Raw genomic sequence first — 14,310 nt, 5'->3', positions numbered from 1 at the left:
CGGGCGCGCCCGTGGTGAACGCCGGGCGCGCCGCGATCCGTGGAGACCCGATCGGGCGGGCGGCTACCCGTGGCCGTGGTTGCGGCCGCTCATCCGTACCGGCTCGGTGCCTTCTTCGTTGTGCCGGTCGGCCCAGTTGGTGAGGGCCGTCTGGCAGGCGTGGTCGAGGTGGCGGAGCCCGGACAGGTCCAGTTCGATGGGCCGGTCCTTGGGCAGTGCTTCGAGGGTGTCGAGGATGAGTGGCAGGCGCAGGAAGGTGGCATTGCCGGTCAGGCTCACGTGGATGGGACCGGTGCCGGCCTGCTTGACGTTCATGTGGACGTGGGAGATCGCCCACGCGGTCTTGGCGACGGCCAGCAGCAGGCCGACCAGGACGCCCTCGAACAGGTTGGTGGTGACGATGGCGAGCGCGGTGACGCCCAGCACCACCGCTTCACCGCGGTGTTCGCGCCACAGCGGGAGGAGTTCCCGGACGGGGACGAGTTTGCAGCCGGCGTGCACCAGAACAGCGGCGAGGGCGGCGACGGGGATGACGCCGAGGGCCGCGGGGAGCAGGGCGGCGAACAGCAGGAGCCACACACCGTGCAGGACTCGGGAGGCTTTGGTGCGGGCGCCGGCCTGGACGTTGGCCGCGCTGCGGACGATGACCGCGGTCATGGGCAGCGCGCCGAGGAAGCCGCATACGGCGTTCCCGGCGCCTTGGGCCATGAGTTCCTTGTCGTAGTCGGTGCGCGGGCCGTCGTGCATGCGGTCGACCGCTGCCGCGCTGAAGAGGCTTTCGGCGGAGGCGATGAGGGTGAAGGCGAGGACGGTGCCGAGCAGGGTGATCTCGCCGAGGCCGGTGAAGTCGTCCAGAGCGGGTGGCTGGATCGATTCGAGCAGGCCCTGGACCTCGACTTTGGCGATGGGCAGGGAGAAGGCCGCGGTCGCGGCGGTGGCGAGGGCGACGGCGGCCAGGGGCGCCGGGAGCGCCCCGGAGATCCGGTCCGGCAGGCGCTTCCAGAGGACGAGGACGGCCACGGTGCCGGATCCGATGGCGAGCGCGGTCAGTGACTGCTGGTCCGCGGCGACGTCGGCGGCCAGTGCCGGCAGCCCGGCGATCTTGTCGATCCCGGCGCTGGGCGCCTTGAGATCGGCCATGGCATAACACTGGCCGAAGATCAGAACGAGTCCGATGCCCGCGAGCATCCCTTGGACGACGGCGACCGAGATGGCACGGAACCAACGCCCGAATTTCATGAAACCGAGGACGAGTTGGGTGACGCCGGCGACCAGGACGATGACGCCGAGGGTGGCAAGCCCGTGGGCCTGGACCGCTTCGTAGACGAGGACGGTCAACCCGGCCGCCGGACCGCTGACCTGGAGGGAGCTGCCCGGCAGTACTCCCACGACGAGGCCGCCGACGATGCCGGTGATCAGGCCGAGTTCGGCGGGCACGCCCGAGGCGACGGCAATGCCGACGCACAGGGGCAGGGCGACGAGGAAGACGACGAGGGAGGCGGTGAAGTCCCGTCGCAGGGACACGGGGGCGGGTATGGAGAGCATGGGTTCCTCACGTGAGGTGGGGAAGGACGAGCTGGTGTGACCGCGTGCGAGGAGCCGCAGGTCACAGGGGCAGGAACGCTGCTTCGCCGTCCGTGGCGCGGTGGGCGAGGACGGACCCGGTGTGGACTTCGTAGTACCAGGCGTGCAGCGTCATCCGGCCGTCGGACAGCCGCTCGGCGACGCAGGGGTAGGCGCGCAGCCGGTCGAGCTGGGCGAGGGCATGGCGCTGCACGGCGGCGGCGACGACCGGGTCGTCACGGTCGTCGGCGAATGCCTTCAGCTCGGCGGACGCGCCGCGCTCCAGCCAGCCCCGCACCGCCGGCGCGCCGGACAGGTCGTCGCCGCGCACGAGGGCTCCGACCGCGCCGCAGTGGGAGTGTCCGCACACGATGAGGGTGCGGACGGCCAGCACGCGCACCGCGTATTCGATGGTGGCCGTCTCGCCCGCGGGGTGGTCACTGCAGTACTCCGGCACGATGTTGCCCGCGGTCCGCAGCTCGAACAGCTCACCGGGGCGCGCACCGGTGATCAGTGAGGGCACCACACGCGAGTCGGAGCAGGTGATGAACAGAGCTTCCGGATGCTGTCCGGCCTCCAGGGCACGGAATTCCTCTGCACACCCGGTCACGTGCGTCGCGAACGATCGCGCGTTGGCTATCAGGGACTTCATGTTGGCCCGCCTCCTGCGCCTGAGGCATTCAGGCACGGTGTGTTCAAGGTCAGCATTGGAGTACTTCGCGTGTGAGGGCTTACCGGGGCAGGCCGACTCAGGGGTGCTGTGCCGAACTCGACCGGTATTCCCTGCTGTGACTTCAGCGCCGCACAGGTTTCCACCGCAGGGGTGGCGCGCTGGAAGAGCGTGCGGTCCGGAGGCGGCCCGATGGTCCCGGCATCCCCACCCGGTTGAAATTCGCTGTTGTTCTTTGAACACGTGTTGCCCCGTGAACACGAACTCCCCCGAGAACGTGTTTCGTTGACCACGCGTCATGAATGCCACACCGCAGCAAGGGAACCGGCGGTCACATGTACGATCCCGCGCTGCGGCCACGCCGTCTTTTGCCTGTACGTTACCTTAGCTCGGCAGGCCTAGGCAGCTCAATAATGCGCTTAACTGGTTGGTGGATGCGTAGTCGGCAGCGCGTCCTGGGGGCGTACGCCCCCAGGGCCGCTTCACGCCATCGCCAGGACGTCTCACCCCACCGCCGCCACGCCACGCCCCCGCCTCACGGCCACCCGCCCCATGGCGTCACCACGGCTCCGCGCCCGGCTCGCCGCGGTCGCCGAACACCCGGGGCCCACCGCTCCTCCTCCGCCGAGTTGAGCGACACCCGAGTGTCAACTCACCGACCGGCCAACATCCTGGCGATCATCACCTTGCCCAACGTTGACACTCTCTTGGGAATTCCTTTACGGTCTGACGGAGCGACAAAAGAGCAGGTCACCCGTCGCATACGTCACCGTTTTCGGAGGTCGAGATGGACAAGCTCATCAAGAAGATGGCTCAGGACAACGTCTGGAAGGGTTGGGTCGCCGCCAACTCGGCGCGCGACGCCGCGAAGGACGGTTGTATCAGCGTGGCCAAGTCCGGCTGCATCAGCGCGGCTCCCAAGGCCGGTTGCATCTCCTGACGACCCGTCCGCTGAACCCGGGGGAACGGGCCCGGCCGCTTCGGCGCGTCCGCGGCCCGCTCCCCCGGCGCACGGCCCCGGGCGCTTCACGCGGGGCTCCCGTTCTCCGAGCAGACCCCGAGGGTGAGAATGAACGGTCAGCCGACAGCCGACGTCGTCGATCGGATCAGGGACATACCGATCTACCGAAGGTCCATCGAGCAGGGACACTTCCCTGTACTCGAAAAACCCGAGATAGCGCGAGATTTCCCGGACAACTGGATGACGCCCCGGCTCGCGGAGGCACTCGCGGCCGGTGAGGCGGAGTTCGTGCTCTCCACGGGCACCAATCACGCCCGCATGCAGATCATCCGCCCCCCGTACTTCCTGCTCAACTCCTATTACCGGCTGTGGAGCGAGCATCCCGACATCGCCCACACCTGGGACCAGGGGTGCCAACGCGTCTCCCTCACCACGGTATTGGCGACGGAGCACGTCGCACGGGTCAACGCGAAGAAGCGCGGAGCCGATCCGGACCCCGTACCCGCCCTCGAGGAACGGCGGCTGGACGCCCGCACTCTCTATCTCAACCTGCGGCTCGACCCGGCGTTGTGGGAGCGCGACGAGGTCGAGCGCATGCTCGCCGAGATCCGGACGGCGCGGCAGGCACATCCGCAGGGGTGGTACCACCTCGACTGCTCCGGCTACCACCTGGCGCACCTCGTACAGAAGGTGAACGAGTGGGGCCTGTGGGACCAATTTCCGCAGCCCGCCAGCATCATCCACGCCTACGAATACACCCCGGTGAATGTCCGCCGGTTCCTCCAGCGGCACTTCACGTGCCCGATCATCGACCTGTTCGGCAGCACGGAACTGGGCTACCTCTACTACAGCGACCGCGACGGCCGGTACTGGCCGTATCTCGACCAGATGAATGTGGAATTGATTCCGGTGGCCCCGGGCAGTCAACTCTTCAATCTCATCGTGACGAGTGTGCGCAATCCCCACATGCCGCTGATCCGTTACCGCTCGGGAGACTGCGTACGCACCCTGGACGGCACACCGGACCCGGCCAGGATCTCCCGGTTCTGCGGCCGGGAGAAGGAACTGCTCCCGGCACCGCACGGCCCGGTCGCGCAGGGAGATCTCGACGACTGCGTCGGCGGCGCGTCGTCCCACGTCTTCCTCCACCAGCTCCGGCCCGCCGGTGACGCGGAGGCCGTGCTGCGGTACACGACCTTCCACGGCGGACCACTCGAGCCGGCCGAGGCCGCCGCGCTGGAGCACGGTGTCGGTGAACTGACCGGTCGCCGGTGCCGTATCGAGCACCGCGCGCACATTGCCATCGGCAAGTCCGGCAAGTACGCCTGGCTCGTGAACGACCTCTGATCCACCCGGACGGGAGAATGGTGTGACCACCCCACAGCCGACTGTTTCCGCCGAGGACCTCAAGGCCCTCCTCGGCAGCCGACTTCACGACGAGGTGGTGAAGTACTTCACCGACAAGACCGAAGCGGCTCCGGACCACGTAGAACGCCAGGTCATCGAGTGCCTGCGGTACCTCTACCTCATCTCACTCCATCGCGAGCAGCTCGGCGGCCTCTTCCTGCCCGTCGAGCAGGACATCGACGAGATATGGCACTACCTCATCCTGCAGACGCGCGAGTACCGTGAGCTGTGCGAGGAGAGGTTGCCCGGCCGGTTCTTCATCCACCACCGGAGCATCGGCTACGAGGACTACCAGCGGGAGCCCGGCCGTGAGCAGGCGATCGAGGAAGCTCTGCGCTGGATCCCGCTGTACTGCCGGGAGTTCGGCCCCTTCGACGAGGGCGCTCTGCCGCACTGGACGATCGTGCGCTTCCTGCACCAGCAGTTGGACATGCCGCTGGAGGAGATCGCGGCACTCGAGCCGCTGGGAGCGGCCTGACACGCGCGCCGCCTGCGCGCGCACCACCGACGGGACCACGGCGCCCGCACCACCACCCGGCGTGCTGTCCGGGACGACTTCTCACTGCGCGGGACGGGGAAAGACATCATGAGCGCTCGGTCCGGCATACCGGCCCCGCACGGCGAACCGGAGGTCCCCCAGCAGCGGCGGGTCCTGACCGTCCTGGTCGTCTCCCAGATCCTCAGTGGCGCGGGGCTCGCCGCCGGCATCACCGTCGGCGCGCTACTGGCCGAGGAGATGCTCGACTCCACCGGCCTCGCCGGGGTGCCCAGCGCCCTGTTCACCGCCGGGGCCGCGCTCGGCGCCATGGGGGTCGGGCGCCTCTGCCAGCGCTGGGGACGGCGGCCGGGGCTCGCCCTGGGCTACGGCGTCGGCGCGCTCGGCAGTCTCGGCGTCGTCATCGCGGCCGCCGTCGACAGTGTGTACCTGCTCTTCCTCTCCCTCTTCGTCTACGGGGCGGGCACGGCAACCAATCTGCTGGCCCGGTACGCGGGGGCGGACCTCGCCTCGCCCTCGCGCCGGGGCCGCGCGGTGAGCACCGTGCTCTTCGCCACCACGCTCGGCGCGGTCGTCGGCCCCCTCCTGGTGAGCGCCACGGGAGAGGTCGCCGAGGCATGGGGCATCCCCCGCCTCGCCGGCCCCTTCATGCTGGCCGTCGTCGCCTTCACGGCGGCCGCCTCCGTCCTGGGCACCTGCCTGCGCCCCGACCCGTTGCTGCTGGCCCGCGACCTCGCGGCGGCCGGCAGGGCGCCGGGCGACCCCGGCCGCAAGGGGGAGGACCCCACCGCCCGGACGGACACCCGCGCCGTGGCCACGGGCGCGGCGGTCATGGTCGTCACCCAGCTCGTGATGATCGCGATCATGACGATGACGCCCGTCCACATGCGGGCCCACGGGCACGGCACACAGGCGGCCGGGATCGTCATCGCCCTCCATGTGGCGGCGATGTTCATGCCCTCCCCCCTCACGGGCATGCTCGTCGACCGCCTCGGCCGGCTGTGGGTCGCCGCCGCGTCCGGTCTGACCCTCCTCACGGCCGGAATCCTCGCCGCCGTGGCACCGCCGCACTCCGTGGCCGCCCTCGCCGCGGCCCTCGTCCTTCTGGGCCTGGGGTGGAACTTCGGGTTGATCAGCGGCACCGCCATCGTCACGGACGCGGTTCCGCTCGCCCGGCGTGCCGCGACACAAGGCACGGTCGACGTGGGCATCGCCATGGCCGGTGCCACCGGCGGGATGGCTTCGGGCCTGGTCGTGGCGGCAAGCGGATTCCCGGCGCTGGCTGCGGGAGGAGCCGTCCTCGCGCTCGCGATCGTCCCCGTGCTCGCGGTGTCCGTCCGACCACCGCGCGCCACCCCGGCGGAAGCCGTCGCGAGCAAGCAGCGGGTGTGACGACCACGGCCCGGGGTTCCCGCGTTCGGCGCACCGCCGGGGAGTCCGACGTGGGCTCCCCGGCGGTGCGTCGCGGCTCGTCCCGGACGCCGCTCCCGGGCACGGGAGCCGATCCGCCCGCTACGGGGCGGATCGACGGGAGGTGATCCGCTTGATGCCCCAGCCGGTGACGGCGAGAACGGTGCCCGACCCCAGGGAAGCGAGGAACGGGGGCAGGCCGGCGCGCCACAGCTCTTCCCTGGACAGACCGTCGGGCCGGGCGGGCGGACGGGCTGTGGGCTGCGCCGGCGCGGCGGCCGCCGCGCGGGACGCCTGGGCGGCGGCCTGGGCGGCGGGGACGGCGGGAAGGGCCGCTGCGAGGAAGGTCAGCGCGATGACCGCGTGGCGGGCACGGTAGCGCACCGGCGCCGCACGGTGGCGGCTTTGGCCATGAAGGCGGTCGCGGAAGTCGTGCTCTTTAAGGTGGTTCATGACGCCCCTCATCGGGGTGGGGACCGGGCCGCCGGTCCTGCTGCCCGCTGGTATGCGGCGGCCCGGTCGTAACGAAACCGGCGGCGATCACCGTCGGCCCCTCCAGTCGACACCTCGGCTCGGCAGGGCTGACGCATCTGCCGTGAAGAGAGTTGTCAGATAATCCCCGGCGGTACACCGGGATATGGGACGATCGGCTTCCTCTGACACGATCTGACAGCAGGGAGCCTCGGCTATGCCCGCACAGATGCGGGGTGGGCGGGGGCCGGACGGCGCTCTGCTCCGTCTACGCGACGCGATGTGCGCCTTGCGCGAGGCCGCGGGCGCCCCTTCGTACCGCAAGATCTCCCAGGCCATCAATCAGGACAACTCCCTGCCCGCGACCGCCTCGCACACCACGGTCGGGGAGATCCTGACCGGCCGGAGTCTGACAGGATCTGACACCCTGCACGCCGTCGTCCTGCAGTTGCTGCGGATGAGCACCGGAAGGAAGCGGCCGGAGGGCGAGGTCTGGTCGGAGATCAAGGCCCTGTGGACGCAGGCGGATCAGGAGAAGCGCCGCCCCCTCCCCAAGTCCGTACAGGCATTCGCCTCGACGGTGCGCGACTTGGTCATCGACCGGCTGGGGTCCGACCTCGACGCCGTCAGCCGCGCGCTGCGGCTGCGCTTCCCCACCGCACCGGCCGATACGGTCTCGCCGGCCGCGCTGGCTGCCGTCGCCCGGGGTGCGCGGGTGCCCGACCGGCATCAGATCGATCAGCTGCTCGCTCTGATGCCGGACGGCCGGGACCTCCCCCCTGGGGACCGACAGGCCCTGATGTGCTCCTACTTCGCCGCCCTCCGTGACGGTGATCCCGCCCGGTACGAGGAGTACCTGGCGGAGGACGAGCGTGCCGCCCGCCACGCGTACACGAGCTCGCTCGAGGACGAAGTGCGGGCACTGCGGAGGGAATTGCGGGAGACCGGGCAGCAGGCGGCCCGCGGCACGGCCCTCGCCCTCCGGCGGAAGGGCGACGCCGAGCGGCTCCAGGTCGAGCTGAAGCGCGTCAGACTGCACGAGTCCACCGCGCAGCGGGAAGCCGAGCGCCTGCGGACCGACCTCCATGCCAACGTCGACCAGCTGCGGCGGCTGCAGGACCATGTCACCTCGCTGCAGAGCGAGCTCACGACCGCCCGGGTGGAGACCTCCCAGGCACACGCCCTCGCCACCCTCAAGGAGGCCGAGGCCACCGTCGCCTCGGCCGCCGGCCACCTCCGGCCCATGGGCGACCCCGCGGCATACGACTCCACCGTCACCTACGATCCCGACGGCTACGGCGGCTACGGCGACTTCACCGGCTATGCCTCCTCACCCGTGGACTCGCTCGAATACGCCCATCCGTACGGCCTCGGCAAGCCAGACGTGCCGTGGCCGAACGTATGGCCCTCGCCTCCGGCCACCACACCGGCTCCCCCGCAAGGGACGCCTCGCACGGCATACGGGTGGGCGCTGCTGGGCCCGCTGCCGGGCCCGGCAGCGCCCGGCGCCACGGGCCGGGAGCTGGAAAAGCCCCCGGCGGTCGCCCGGACCGAGCCCTCACTCCCCGCCGTCCCGCCCCACAGCGGGGGCCCGGTCCGGGAGACGGACAGCAGCCGCTCCGACAAGGGGCTGTTCGGGCGGCTGCAGTCGATGTTCCAGCCGGGGCACGGGCGGCACGCGCGGCGCCCGCACGACTGACCCGGTTCAGCCCGCAGCCTGCTGCCGCGTCAGGCTCCAGATCACTTCGGTGCCGGAATCGGCGGGCGGCAGTGGCGGCAGGGATCTTCGCGTGCCGATTCGCGTGAAGTTCAGCCGGCGGGGCACGGCTCCGCTCGCGTGATTCCCCTCGTCGTGCACGATCTCCACGGCGCCGACGTCGGACAGTGCGAACGCGGCCGTGACGAGGAGGCGGGCGGAGTCGGTCGCCAGGCCCTTCCCGGTGTGATCCGGGTGAAGCCAATAGCCGATCTCCATGACTCCCGTTTCGGTTTCGGGGCGTCGGAGGAGTCCGCACGACCCGACGGGGCGCCCCTGGTGGTGCACGGAGTACTGAAAGGAGGTACCGGCGTCCCAGTCCTGCTCGCACGAGCGAAGGAACGCGAGATTCTGCTCGGCGCTGTAGCCGTCGGCCCAGGGCATGTACGGACGAAGATGGTCCAGGGCTTGCGTGACCAGGTCGAACGCCCACTCCGCGTCGCCCGTACGCCAGCGGACCAGACGGACCGTCCGATGTTCCAGGGCCTCGGATGGGCGTTCCATGTCACGTCTCCCTCGAACAGGCTTCTGGGCGGCGGTTCGCATCCCACCACACACGCGATGGCCCCGCCAGGGGCGGTGCGGCCTCCTGACGGCTCCGGCCGTCGGCCGGGAGCCGCACGCATACCGAGGCCCGTTCAGGGCAAACGGCTGTTCGGAGGTTGATGACAATGGTTCCCCTGCTCGCAGTTCTCCTGCTCGCCCTGCTCCTCTTCGGTGCGGGTTTCGCGCTCAAGGCCCTGTGGTGGGTCGCCCTCATCGTGCTCGCCGTATGGCTGCTCGGCTTCGTCATCCGGCCGACCGCCGGTGGTGGCGGCCGCCGGAGCGGCCGTTGGTACCGCTGGTAGCCGCGGTGGATGAACATCCCACCCCGCGCGGACGCGGAACGAAGCGGGTGGCCGGACGACTCGTCCGGCCACCCGCTCTTCGTGTGGCTCCTCGCCGACGCGCCCTGCCGTCACGGCAGGGGAATGCCACCGGTGGCGTTGAGGACCTTGGCGCGGATACCCCGCTCGGTGAGCTGCCTCGCGAGGCCCTGGGTGCGCCGGACGCCACGGCCACGCCCGGGGGAAGCATCGCCCATCGAAGTGGCTTGACAGAACGTCGACTTGAGATCCCGTCATGATCTCCATGAACGCAACAGAGCCGTCGCGCGGGACCGAGATCGAGGCGATCAAGCAGGTGGTCGCCGCCATCGAGCAGTCCCAGCGGGACGGACTTCCCGACGAGTTCGCCGCCCTGTTCCGGCCGGACGCGATCTGGACGACGGACCAGGGCCGGCGCCTCACCGGCCGGGAGGAGATCGCGGCCTTCACCCACCAGGTGCTCCCCGGAGCGATGACGGACTCGTGCACCACCTACGAGGTGGTGCACGTGCTGTTCATCCGCCCGGACGTGGCCGCCGTCAAGGTGCGTCAGCGCTACCTGACAGGCGACGGTCAGCCGATCGGGAACGAGGGGAGCCCGCTGTACGTCATGGCCAAGGAGGACGGGCAATGGCGCCTGACCGCCTGTCAGAACACCGAGGTGCTCGACTCCTGACCGGCGAGCCCGCGGCCGCCTTGCGCCGGATCTCGGTCGAGGACTCCGGCCAGGGCACGCAGCAGGGGCGTCGGGTCCGTCCCCCGCGGGCGGTCGCTGACCTGCCCGTCCCCCACCTCCACCACCCGCCACACCCCGTCCTCCCGCAGTGCGAGATCGGTGGTGACGAACCGACAGCCCAAGGCCGCGACGAGCGGCGCCACCGCGCCGAGGTCCGGCTCGGGCAGCAGGCCCGGGCTGTCGGGGTGGGCCGTCGTGAGGGCGGGGACGCCGTCCACCCACCACACGCGGGCCTCGCCCGCGTCCGAGAAGCGCTCGAAGGCCCGGAGCACCACACCGCCCGCGAGGAACTCCTCCTGCAGCTCAACGAACCGGGTGACCACCGCGGCGAGCCGGGCGGTGTCGGTGAGGTCCGGGATGTAACACGCCTCGTGCCAGTCGTGTTTGCGTGACTTCACGAAGTCTTTGACGATCGCCGGGCCGTGGCCCAGCGCCGTGGCGCAGTCCGCCAGCTCCGGCTCGGCGGGCGCCCGTCCGTGCGGCGCCGGCAGCCAGACACTGCGTGGGGTGACCGCGGCGAAGGTGTCGTACCAGCCAGGCAGCTCGTGAGCCCGCCGGTAGTCCGCAGCCGACGTCAGGGTGGTGACGCCACGTGCGGAGAGTGAGCGCGCGAGGTCGGCCCATCGAGCGGCCGGCACCATCCAGCCCCGGTACCACGCCGCTCCGCCTCCGCGCGGCACACGCGCCACGGCACGCCGCGCGTCCCCGGCGACCAGCGCGTCGTGATCCAGCAGGGCCACCCGCAGCCCCAGCCGCCGAGCGGCCCGGGCCTCGTCGGCGAAGTGCGGGTCCACCCGCCGGGGGTCGAGCGGATCACCGCAGAAGAGGATCAGAGGCACCATGCCCGGCACCCTATGCGACCGCGCGGCTCAGCACCGGGGCCGGTCGCGGCGTACGGCCAGGGAGAACGGGTGCCCGGCGGGGTCGGAGTAGATCCGCACATCGCCAGGGCCGCCGTTGTCCTTGGTGTCCAGCGGCCGGGCACCGAGTCCGATGGCTTCGCGCTCCGCCTCGTCCATGTCGTGCCGGGCGACGAGAAGGCGGAGGTGCGCCTGCTGGGAGTCGTCCGGTCGCGGCCAACTGGGCGGCGCCAGACCGTGATCCCTTCGGATCGCCAGGTGCGCGCCGTCGAGGCCGACGACCTCGATGAAGTCGGGGTCGGCTCCCGGCTGCGTCCGCGCGTCGAGCAGCGTGGCGTAGAACTCCGCCAACGCCTCGGGCTCCGCGCAGTCCAGGACCAGGACACTCGTTTTCGCGACGGTCATCCGTCATCTCCTCACCATTGTCGAAAAGGCCGGTCGCGTGCGTCTTCGGCACTCCTACCCGCAAACCGGGGCGGCACCGCGGCCGGCCCGGCCGCGCGTCGTGGGTCCGGCACGGCGGCAGGCACCATGGTGGGTATGAGCGTCTTCATCGACATCGCGGGTCTGGCGACCGCGGACATCGTCTTCGAGTTGTCCCCGCTCGCCGAGCTGAGCCTCGCCCTGCACACCCTGTCCGAGCCCGGGCACCACCCGGGGCTGGCAGGCTGGGCCACGGCCACGGCGGCATCGCTCCAGCCGGATCTCGCGGGTCGTCTCTGCGAAGCCGACTTCCTCTGGCGCAATACGTTCTCCGACCTCTTCATGCCGTTCGCCGGGGTGCGCGGCGGTGACGGCAGGACCCGGGCGACGCTCGCCGAGGAGCTGGACCTGCTGGACCTGCTGGACGACGAGCAGTTCGTCTCGACGGCCCTGGAGTTCTGCAGCCTCGACTCGTACAACACGGGCGGTACGTCACCGCTCAGCGATCCCGCGGCCCGCGCACGGGCGCTGGAACTGGCCACGGCCCGCGGCCCGCAGCAGTTGGAGTTCACCGCGCGGCTGCTCAAGGACCCCGATTCGGTACGGGTGTGGGTGCGCCGTCTCGTCGAGGACTGCGACGCCGCCTTCTTCGCGGACACCTGGCGCCGGGTGCAGGGCAAGCTGGCCGCCGACGCCCGGCACAAGACGCAGCTGCTGCGGCGCAAGGGGCTCGGTCACGCGCTGACCGCGGTTTCGCCCGCCCTGGCCCTGGAGGACGGCGGCACGCGGATCCGTGCCGACAAGCTGTCGGAGGGGCAGGCGACGGCGACGGATCCCGACGTGGGGGCGGGCCTCACCTTCGTGCCGTCACACTTCGGCTGGCCGCATCTGATGATCCTGCACCGGCCGGGGTGGCGTCCGGTCGTCCATTACCCCGTCGGCGGCCCCGAACTTCCGGCGCCCGCCTCGGTGGAGCTGCTCAAGCTGCGGCTCGAGGCCCTGGCCCACCCCGTACGGATGCAGTTGTGCCGCAACACGGCCCGGGCCCCGCACACGACGGGTGAGCTGGCCGTCATCCTCGGCATCAGCGCGCCCGAGGTCTCGCGTCATCTGGCGGTGCTGAAGAAGGCCGGCCTGATCGTCACGCGCCGCCGTGGCCGGTACGTCATGTACCAGCTCGACATCACGGTGGTCGCCCGGCTCAGCAGCGACTTCCTGGAGGGGATCCTGCGCTAGGGCAGGGCCTCGGCTGGTGTTCCGCCGGGCCCGGCGCCGGGGTGTGGAAATCAATCGACAACAAGGCGCATGAAATGGAGACTCATCCTCTTATGGACACGCATACCGACTGGATCAGCCGCGCCGAGACCGACGCCGACATTCCGATGATCCGCGAGATCAATCTGGCCGCGTTCGACACCCCGCTGGAAGCCGACCTCGTCGACGCCCTGCGCGCCGACGCCGCGTGGATCCCCGGTCTGTCCGTGGTCGCCCAGACCCCGGAGGGCACCCTTGCCGGCCACGCGCTGCTGACGCGCTGCCACATCGACGACACCCCGGCTCTGTGCCTGGCCCCCGTCGCCGTGCTGCCCGAGTACCAGAAGACCGGCGCCGGTTCGGCTGCCGTCCGCGCCGCGCTCGCTGCCGCCAGGGACAAGGGGGAGCACATCGTCACCGTGCTGGGGCACCCCGCCTACTACCCGCGATTCGGCTTCTCTCCCGCCTCCGGGTTCGGGATCCGGCCCACCATCGAGGTCCCGGACGAGGCCATGATGGTCCTCGGCCTCGACGACCGCCCCCTGCCGAGCGGCACCATCCACTACGCCGCCCCGTTCGGCATCTAGCCACGCCTCCGCCGGGCGCGGGCAGGGACCGCCCCGGCCCGTCGGGCGCTCGGCTTGAAATTCCGAACTCCGACGATCGATTTCAGCAGTACGAACGGCGGATGGCGGCGCAATGGCGATCACCATCCGCGGCCTACGGAATGAGTCCTTCAGCCGCCCTTTCCGGCCTACCGACCGGCTTTTCAACTCTGTTGGTGAAGACCGGCCTCTAGTATCAGGCGAGCTCGCGAGATCTTCTCGGGAGAAAGTGTCAGGGAGGCATTCCTGTGCGCACCGTGAAGGCCATTGCCGCGTTCGCCCCCGTGGTTCTGGGCGTGATACTCGCCGCTCCCGGCGCCGCCGTGGCGGCGGGCGACGAGCACGCATCGACCGGTACCCGGCAGGCCACCGCGCCCGCGTTCGGCAACTTCATCCTGCAAACCGGTACGGCGCTCCACGAGACGGACGACACCTTCGCCACCGCGACGACCGACTGGGACCGGGACGGCCGCCCGGACCTGGTCGCGGTGAAGAAGAGCAGAACGGGCACCAACAGCACCGAAGTCCATATCCTCTCCGGCGCCAGCAACTTCCAACGCTACATCCTCCAGACCGGCACAGCACTCCACGAAACAGACGCCTCGTTCGACTTCGCCATAACCGACTGGGACCGAGACACCCGCCCCGACCTCGTCGCAGTAAAGAAAAACAGAACCGGCACCAACAGCACCGAAGTCCATATCCTCTCCGGCGCCAGCAACTTCCAACGCTTCACCCTCCAGACCGGCACAGCACTCCACGAAACAGACGCCTCGTTCGACTTCGCCATAACCGACTGGGACCGAGACACCCGCCCCGACCTCGTCGCAGT

Annotated in this window: 17 protein-coding genes; 10 read left to right on the top strand and 7 right to left on the bottom strand. The window is 70.4% G+C overall.

Annotated elements, in window-relative coordinates; translation table 11 throughout:
• Window positions 1-63: 63 nt before the first annotated feature.
• Window positions 64-1,545: a SulP family inorganic anion transporter gene (locus FHS38_RS28190; RefSeq protein WP_184738259.1), complete on the bottom strand. Its 1,482-nt coding sequence runs from the start codon at window positions 1,543-1,545 to the stop codon at window positions 64-66.
• 61 nt (window positions 1,546-1,606) lie between these two features.
• Window positions 1,607-2,215 (bottom strand): carbonic anhydrase, encoded by a 609-nt coding sequence (locus FHS38_RS28185; RefSeq protein WP_184738258.1) that lies wholly within the window; start codon window positions 2,213-2,215, stop codon window positions 1,607-1,609.
• A gap of 805 nt (window positions 2,216-3,020) precedes the next feature.
• Here FHS38_RS28185 and FHS38_RS28180 point away from each other — a divergent pair.
• The 4 genes from FHS38_RS28180 to FHS38_RS28165 all read left to right on the top strand — a co-directional run bounded on the left by FHS38_RS28180 (window position 3,021) and on the right by FHS38_RS28165 (window position 6,489).
• Window positions 3,021-3,173 (top strand): hypothetical protein, encoded by a 153-nt coding sequence (locus FHS38_RS28180; RefSeq protein WP_184738256.1) that lies wholly within the window; start codon window positions 3,021-3,023, stop codon window positions 3,171-3,173.
• A gap of 129 nt (window positions 3,174-3,302) precedes the next feature.
• Window positions 3,303-4,541 (top strand): phenylacetate--CoA ligase family protein, encoded by a 1,239-nt coding sequence (locus FHS38_RS28175; RefSeq protein ID WP_184738254.1) that lies wholly within the window; start codon window positions 3,303-3,305, stop codon window positions 4,539-4,541.
• 22 nt (window positions 4,542-4,563) lie between these two features.
• Window positions 4,564-5,079: a glycine-rich domain-containing protein gene (locus tag FHS38_RS28170; RefSeq protein WP_184738252.1), complete on the top strand. Its 516-nt coding sequence runs from the start codon at window positions 4,564-4,566 to the stop codon at window positions 5,077-5,079.
• Window positions 5,080-5,187: 108 nt separating this feature from the next.
• On the top strand, window positions 5,188-6,489 hold the full coding sequence (locus FHS38_RS28165; protein ID WP_184738251.1) for an MFS transporter: 1,302 nt from the start codon (window positions 5,188-5,190) through the stop codon (window positions 6,487-6,489).
• 120 nt (window positions 6,490-6,609) lie between these two features.
• Here FHS38_RS28165 and FHS38_RS28160 read toward each other — a convergent pair whose 3' ends face one another.
• Window positions 6,610-6,891: a hypothetical protein gene (locus FHS38_RS28160; RefSeq protein WP_184738249.1), complete on the bottom strand. Its 282-nt coding sequence runs from the start codon at window positions 6,889-6,891 to the stop codon at window positions 6,610-6,612.
• A gap of 304 nt (window positions 6,892-7,195) precedes the next feature.
• On the opposite strand from FHS38_RS28160, the gene FHS38_RS28155 reads away from it, so the two are divergent.
• Window positions 7,196-8,677, top strand: a complete 1,482-nt coding sequence (locus FHS38_RS28155) for a hypothetical protein (RefSeq protein ID WP_184738247.1) — start codon at window positions 7,196-7,198, stop codon at window positions 8,675-8,677.
• 6 nt (window positions 8,678-8,683) lie between these two features.
• Here FHS38_RS28155 and FHS38_RS28150 read toward each other — a convergent pair whose 3' ends face one another.
• Window positions 8,684-9,238: a GNAT family N-acetyltransferase gene (locus FHS38_RS28150; RefSeq protein WP_184738245.1), complete on the bottom strand. Its 555-nt coding sequence runs from the start codon at window positions 9,236-9,238 to the stop codon at window positions 8,684-8,686.
• Window positions 9,239-9,405: 167 nt separating this feature from the next.
• Here FHS38_RS28150 and FHS38_RS28145 point away from each other — a divergent pair, with 167 nt between their 5' ends.
• Window positions 9,406-9,582, top strand: a complete 177-nt coding sequence (locus FHS38_RS28145; protein WP_184738435.1) for a hydrophobic protein — start codon at window positions 9,406-9,408, stop codon at window positions 9,580-9,582.
• A 110-nt stretch (window positions 9,583-9,692) separates the two neighbouring features.
• On the opposite strand, the gene FHS38_RS35730 is transcribed toward FHS38_RS28145, so the two are convergent.
• On the bottom strand, window positions 9,693-9,818 hold the full coding sequence (locus FHS38_RS35730; RefSeq protein ID WP_260420985.1) for a hypothetical protein: 126 nt from the start codon (window positions 9,816-9,818) through the stop codon (window positions 9,693-9,695).
• A 47-nt stretch (window positions 9,819-9,865) separates the two neighbouring features.
• Here FHS38_RS35730 and FHS38_RS28140 point away from each other — a divergent pair, with 47 nt between their 5' ends.
• Window positions 9,866-10,276 carry an SgcJ/EcaC family oxidoreductase gene (locus tag FHS38_RS28140; protein WP_184738243.1) on the top strand — a complete coding sequence of 137 codons (411 nt, stop codon included), beginning with the start codon at window positions 9,866-9,868 and terminating at the stop codon, window positions 10,274-10,276.
• Here the strand turns inward: FHS38_RS28140 and FHS38_RS28135 are convergent.
• A complete protein-coding gene (locus tag FHS38_RS28135) occupies window positions 10,249-11,178 on the bottom strand; it encodes an ATP-grasp domain-containing protein (protein WP_184738240.1) in 930 nt (309 codons plus the stop codon). The genes FHS38_RS28140 and FHS38_RS28135 overlap by 28 nt on opposite strands.
• A 27-nt stretch (window positions 11,179-11,205) precedes the next feature.
• The gene (locus FHS38_RS28130; RefSeq protein ID WP_184738239.1) at window positions 11,206-11,601 is read right to left on the bottom strand and encodes a VOC family protein; all 396 of its coding nucleotides are present in this window, start codon (window positions 11,599-11,601) and stop codon (window positions 11,206-11,208) included.
• Between the two features lie 135 nt (window positions 11,602-11,736).
• Between FHS38_RS28130 and FHS38_RS28125 the strand changes: the two genes are divergently transcribed.
• The 3 genes from FHS38_RS28125 to FHS38_RS36190 form a co-directional block, all read left to right on the top strand.
• Complete coding sequence (locus FHS38_RS28125) at window positions 11,737-12,855, top strand: DUF5937 family protein (protein ID WP_184738237.1); 1,119 nt, start codon at window positions 11,737-11,739, stop codon at window positions 12,853-12,855.
• A 92-nt stretch (window positions 12,856-12,947) separates the two neighbouring features.
• Complete coding sequence (locus tag FHS38_RS28120; protein ID WP_184738235.1) at window positions 12,948-13,460, top strand: GNAT family N-acetyltransferase; 513 nt, start codon at window positions 12,948-12,950, stop codon at window positions 13,458-13,460.
• A 266-nt stretch (window positions 13,461-13,726) separates the two neighbouring features.
• Window positions 13,727-14,310: FG-GAP-like repeat-containing protein (locus FHS38_RS36190; RefSeq protein ID WP_221495445.1), on the top strand; the 584-nt coding region annotated here is incomplete at its 3' end.

The sequence above is a fragment of the Streptomyces netropsis genome (assembly GCF_014203545.1).
GTDB lineage: Bacteria > Actinomycetota > Actinomycetes > Streptomycetales > Streptomycetaceae > Streptomyces > Streptomyces netropsis.
The sequence above is the reverse complement of the archived record's forward strand: the minus strand, read 5'-3'. Positions and strand labels throughout refer to the sequence as shown.

Coding starts and splice junctions, on each gene's coding strand:
- FHS38_RS28190 (WP_184738259.1), bottom strand. CDS start 1,545: ATGCTCTCCATACCCGCCCCCGTGTCCCTGCGACGGGACTTCACCGCC.
- FHS38_RS28185 (WP_184738258.1), bottom strand. CDS start 2,215: ATGAAGTCCCTGATAGCCAACGCGCGATCGTTCGCGACGCACGTGACC.
- FHS38_RS28180 (WP_184738256.1), top strand. CDS start 3,021: ATGGACAAGCTCATCAAGAAGATGGCTCAGGACAACGTCTGGAAGGGT.
- FHS38_RS28175 (WP_184738254.1), top strand. CDS start 3,303: ATGAACGGTCAGCCGACAGCCGACGTCGTCGATCGGATCAGGGACATA.
- FHS38_RS28165 (WP_184738251.1), top strand. CDS start 5,188: ATGAGCGCTCGGTCCGGCATACCGGCCCCGCACGGCGAACCGGAGGTC.
- FHS38_RS28155 (WP_184738247.1), top strand. CDS start 7,196: ATGCCCGCACAGATGCGGGGTGGGCGGGGGCCGGACGGCGCTCTGCTC.
- FHS38_RS28150 (WP_184738245.1), bottom strand. CDS start 9,238: ATGGAACGCCCATCCGAGGCCCTGGAACATCGGACGGTCCGTCTGGTC.
- FHS38_RS28145 (WP_184738435.1), top strand. CDS start 9,406: ATGGTTCCCCTGCTCGCAGTTCTCCTGCTCGCCCTGCTCCTCTTCGGT.
- FHS38_RS35730 (WP_260420985.1), bottom strand. CDS start 9,818: ATGGGCGATGCTTCCCCCGGGCGTGGCCGTGGCGTCCGGCGCACCCAG.
- FHS38_RS28140 (WP_184738243.1), top strand. CDS start 9,866: ATGAACGCAACAGAGCCGTCGCGCGGGACCGAGATCGAGGCGATCAAG.
- FHS38_RS28135 (WP_184738240.1), bottom strand. CDS start 11,178: ATGGTGCCTCTGATCCTCTTCTGCGGTGATCCGCTCGACCCCCGGCGG.
- FHS38_RS28130 (WP_184738239.1), bottom strand. CDS start 11,601: ATGACCGTCGCGAAAACGAGTGTCCTGGTCCTGGACTGCGCGGAGCCC.
- FHS38_RS28125 (WP_184738237.1), top strand. CDS start 11,737: ATGAGCGTCTTCATCGACATCGCGGGTCTGGCGACCGCGGACATCGTC.
- FHS38_RS28120 (WP_184738235.1), top strand. CDS start 12,948: ATGGACACGCATACCGACTGGATCAGCCGCGCCGAGACCGACGCCGAC.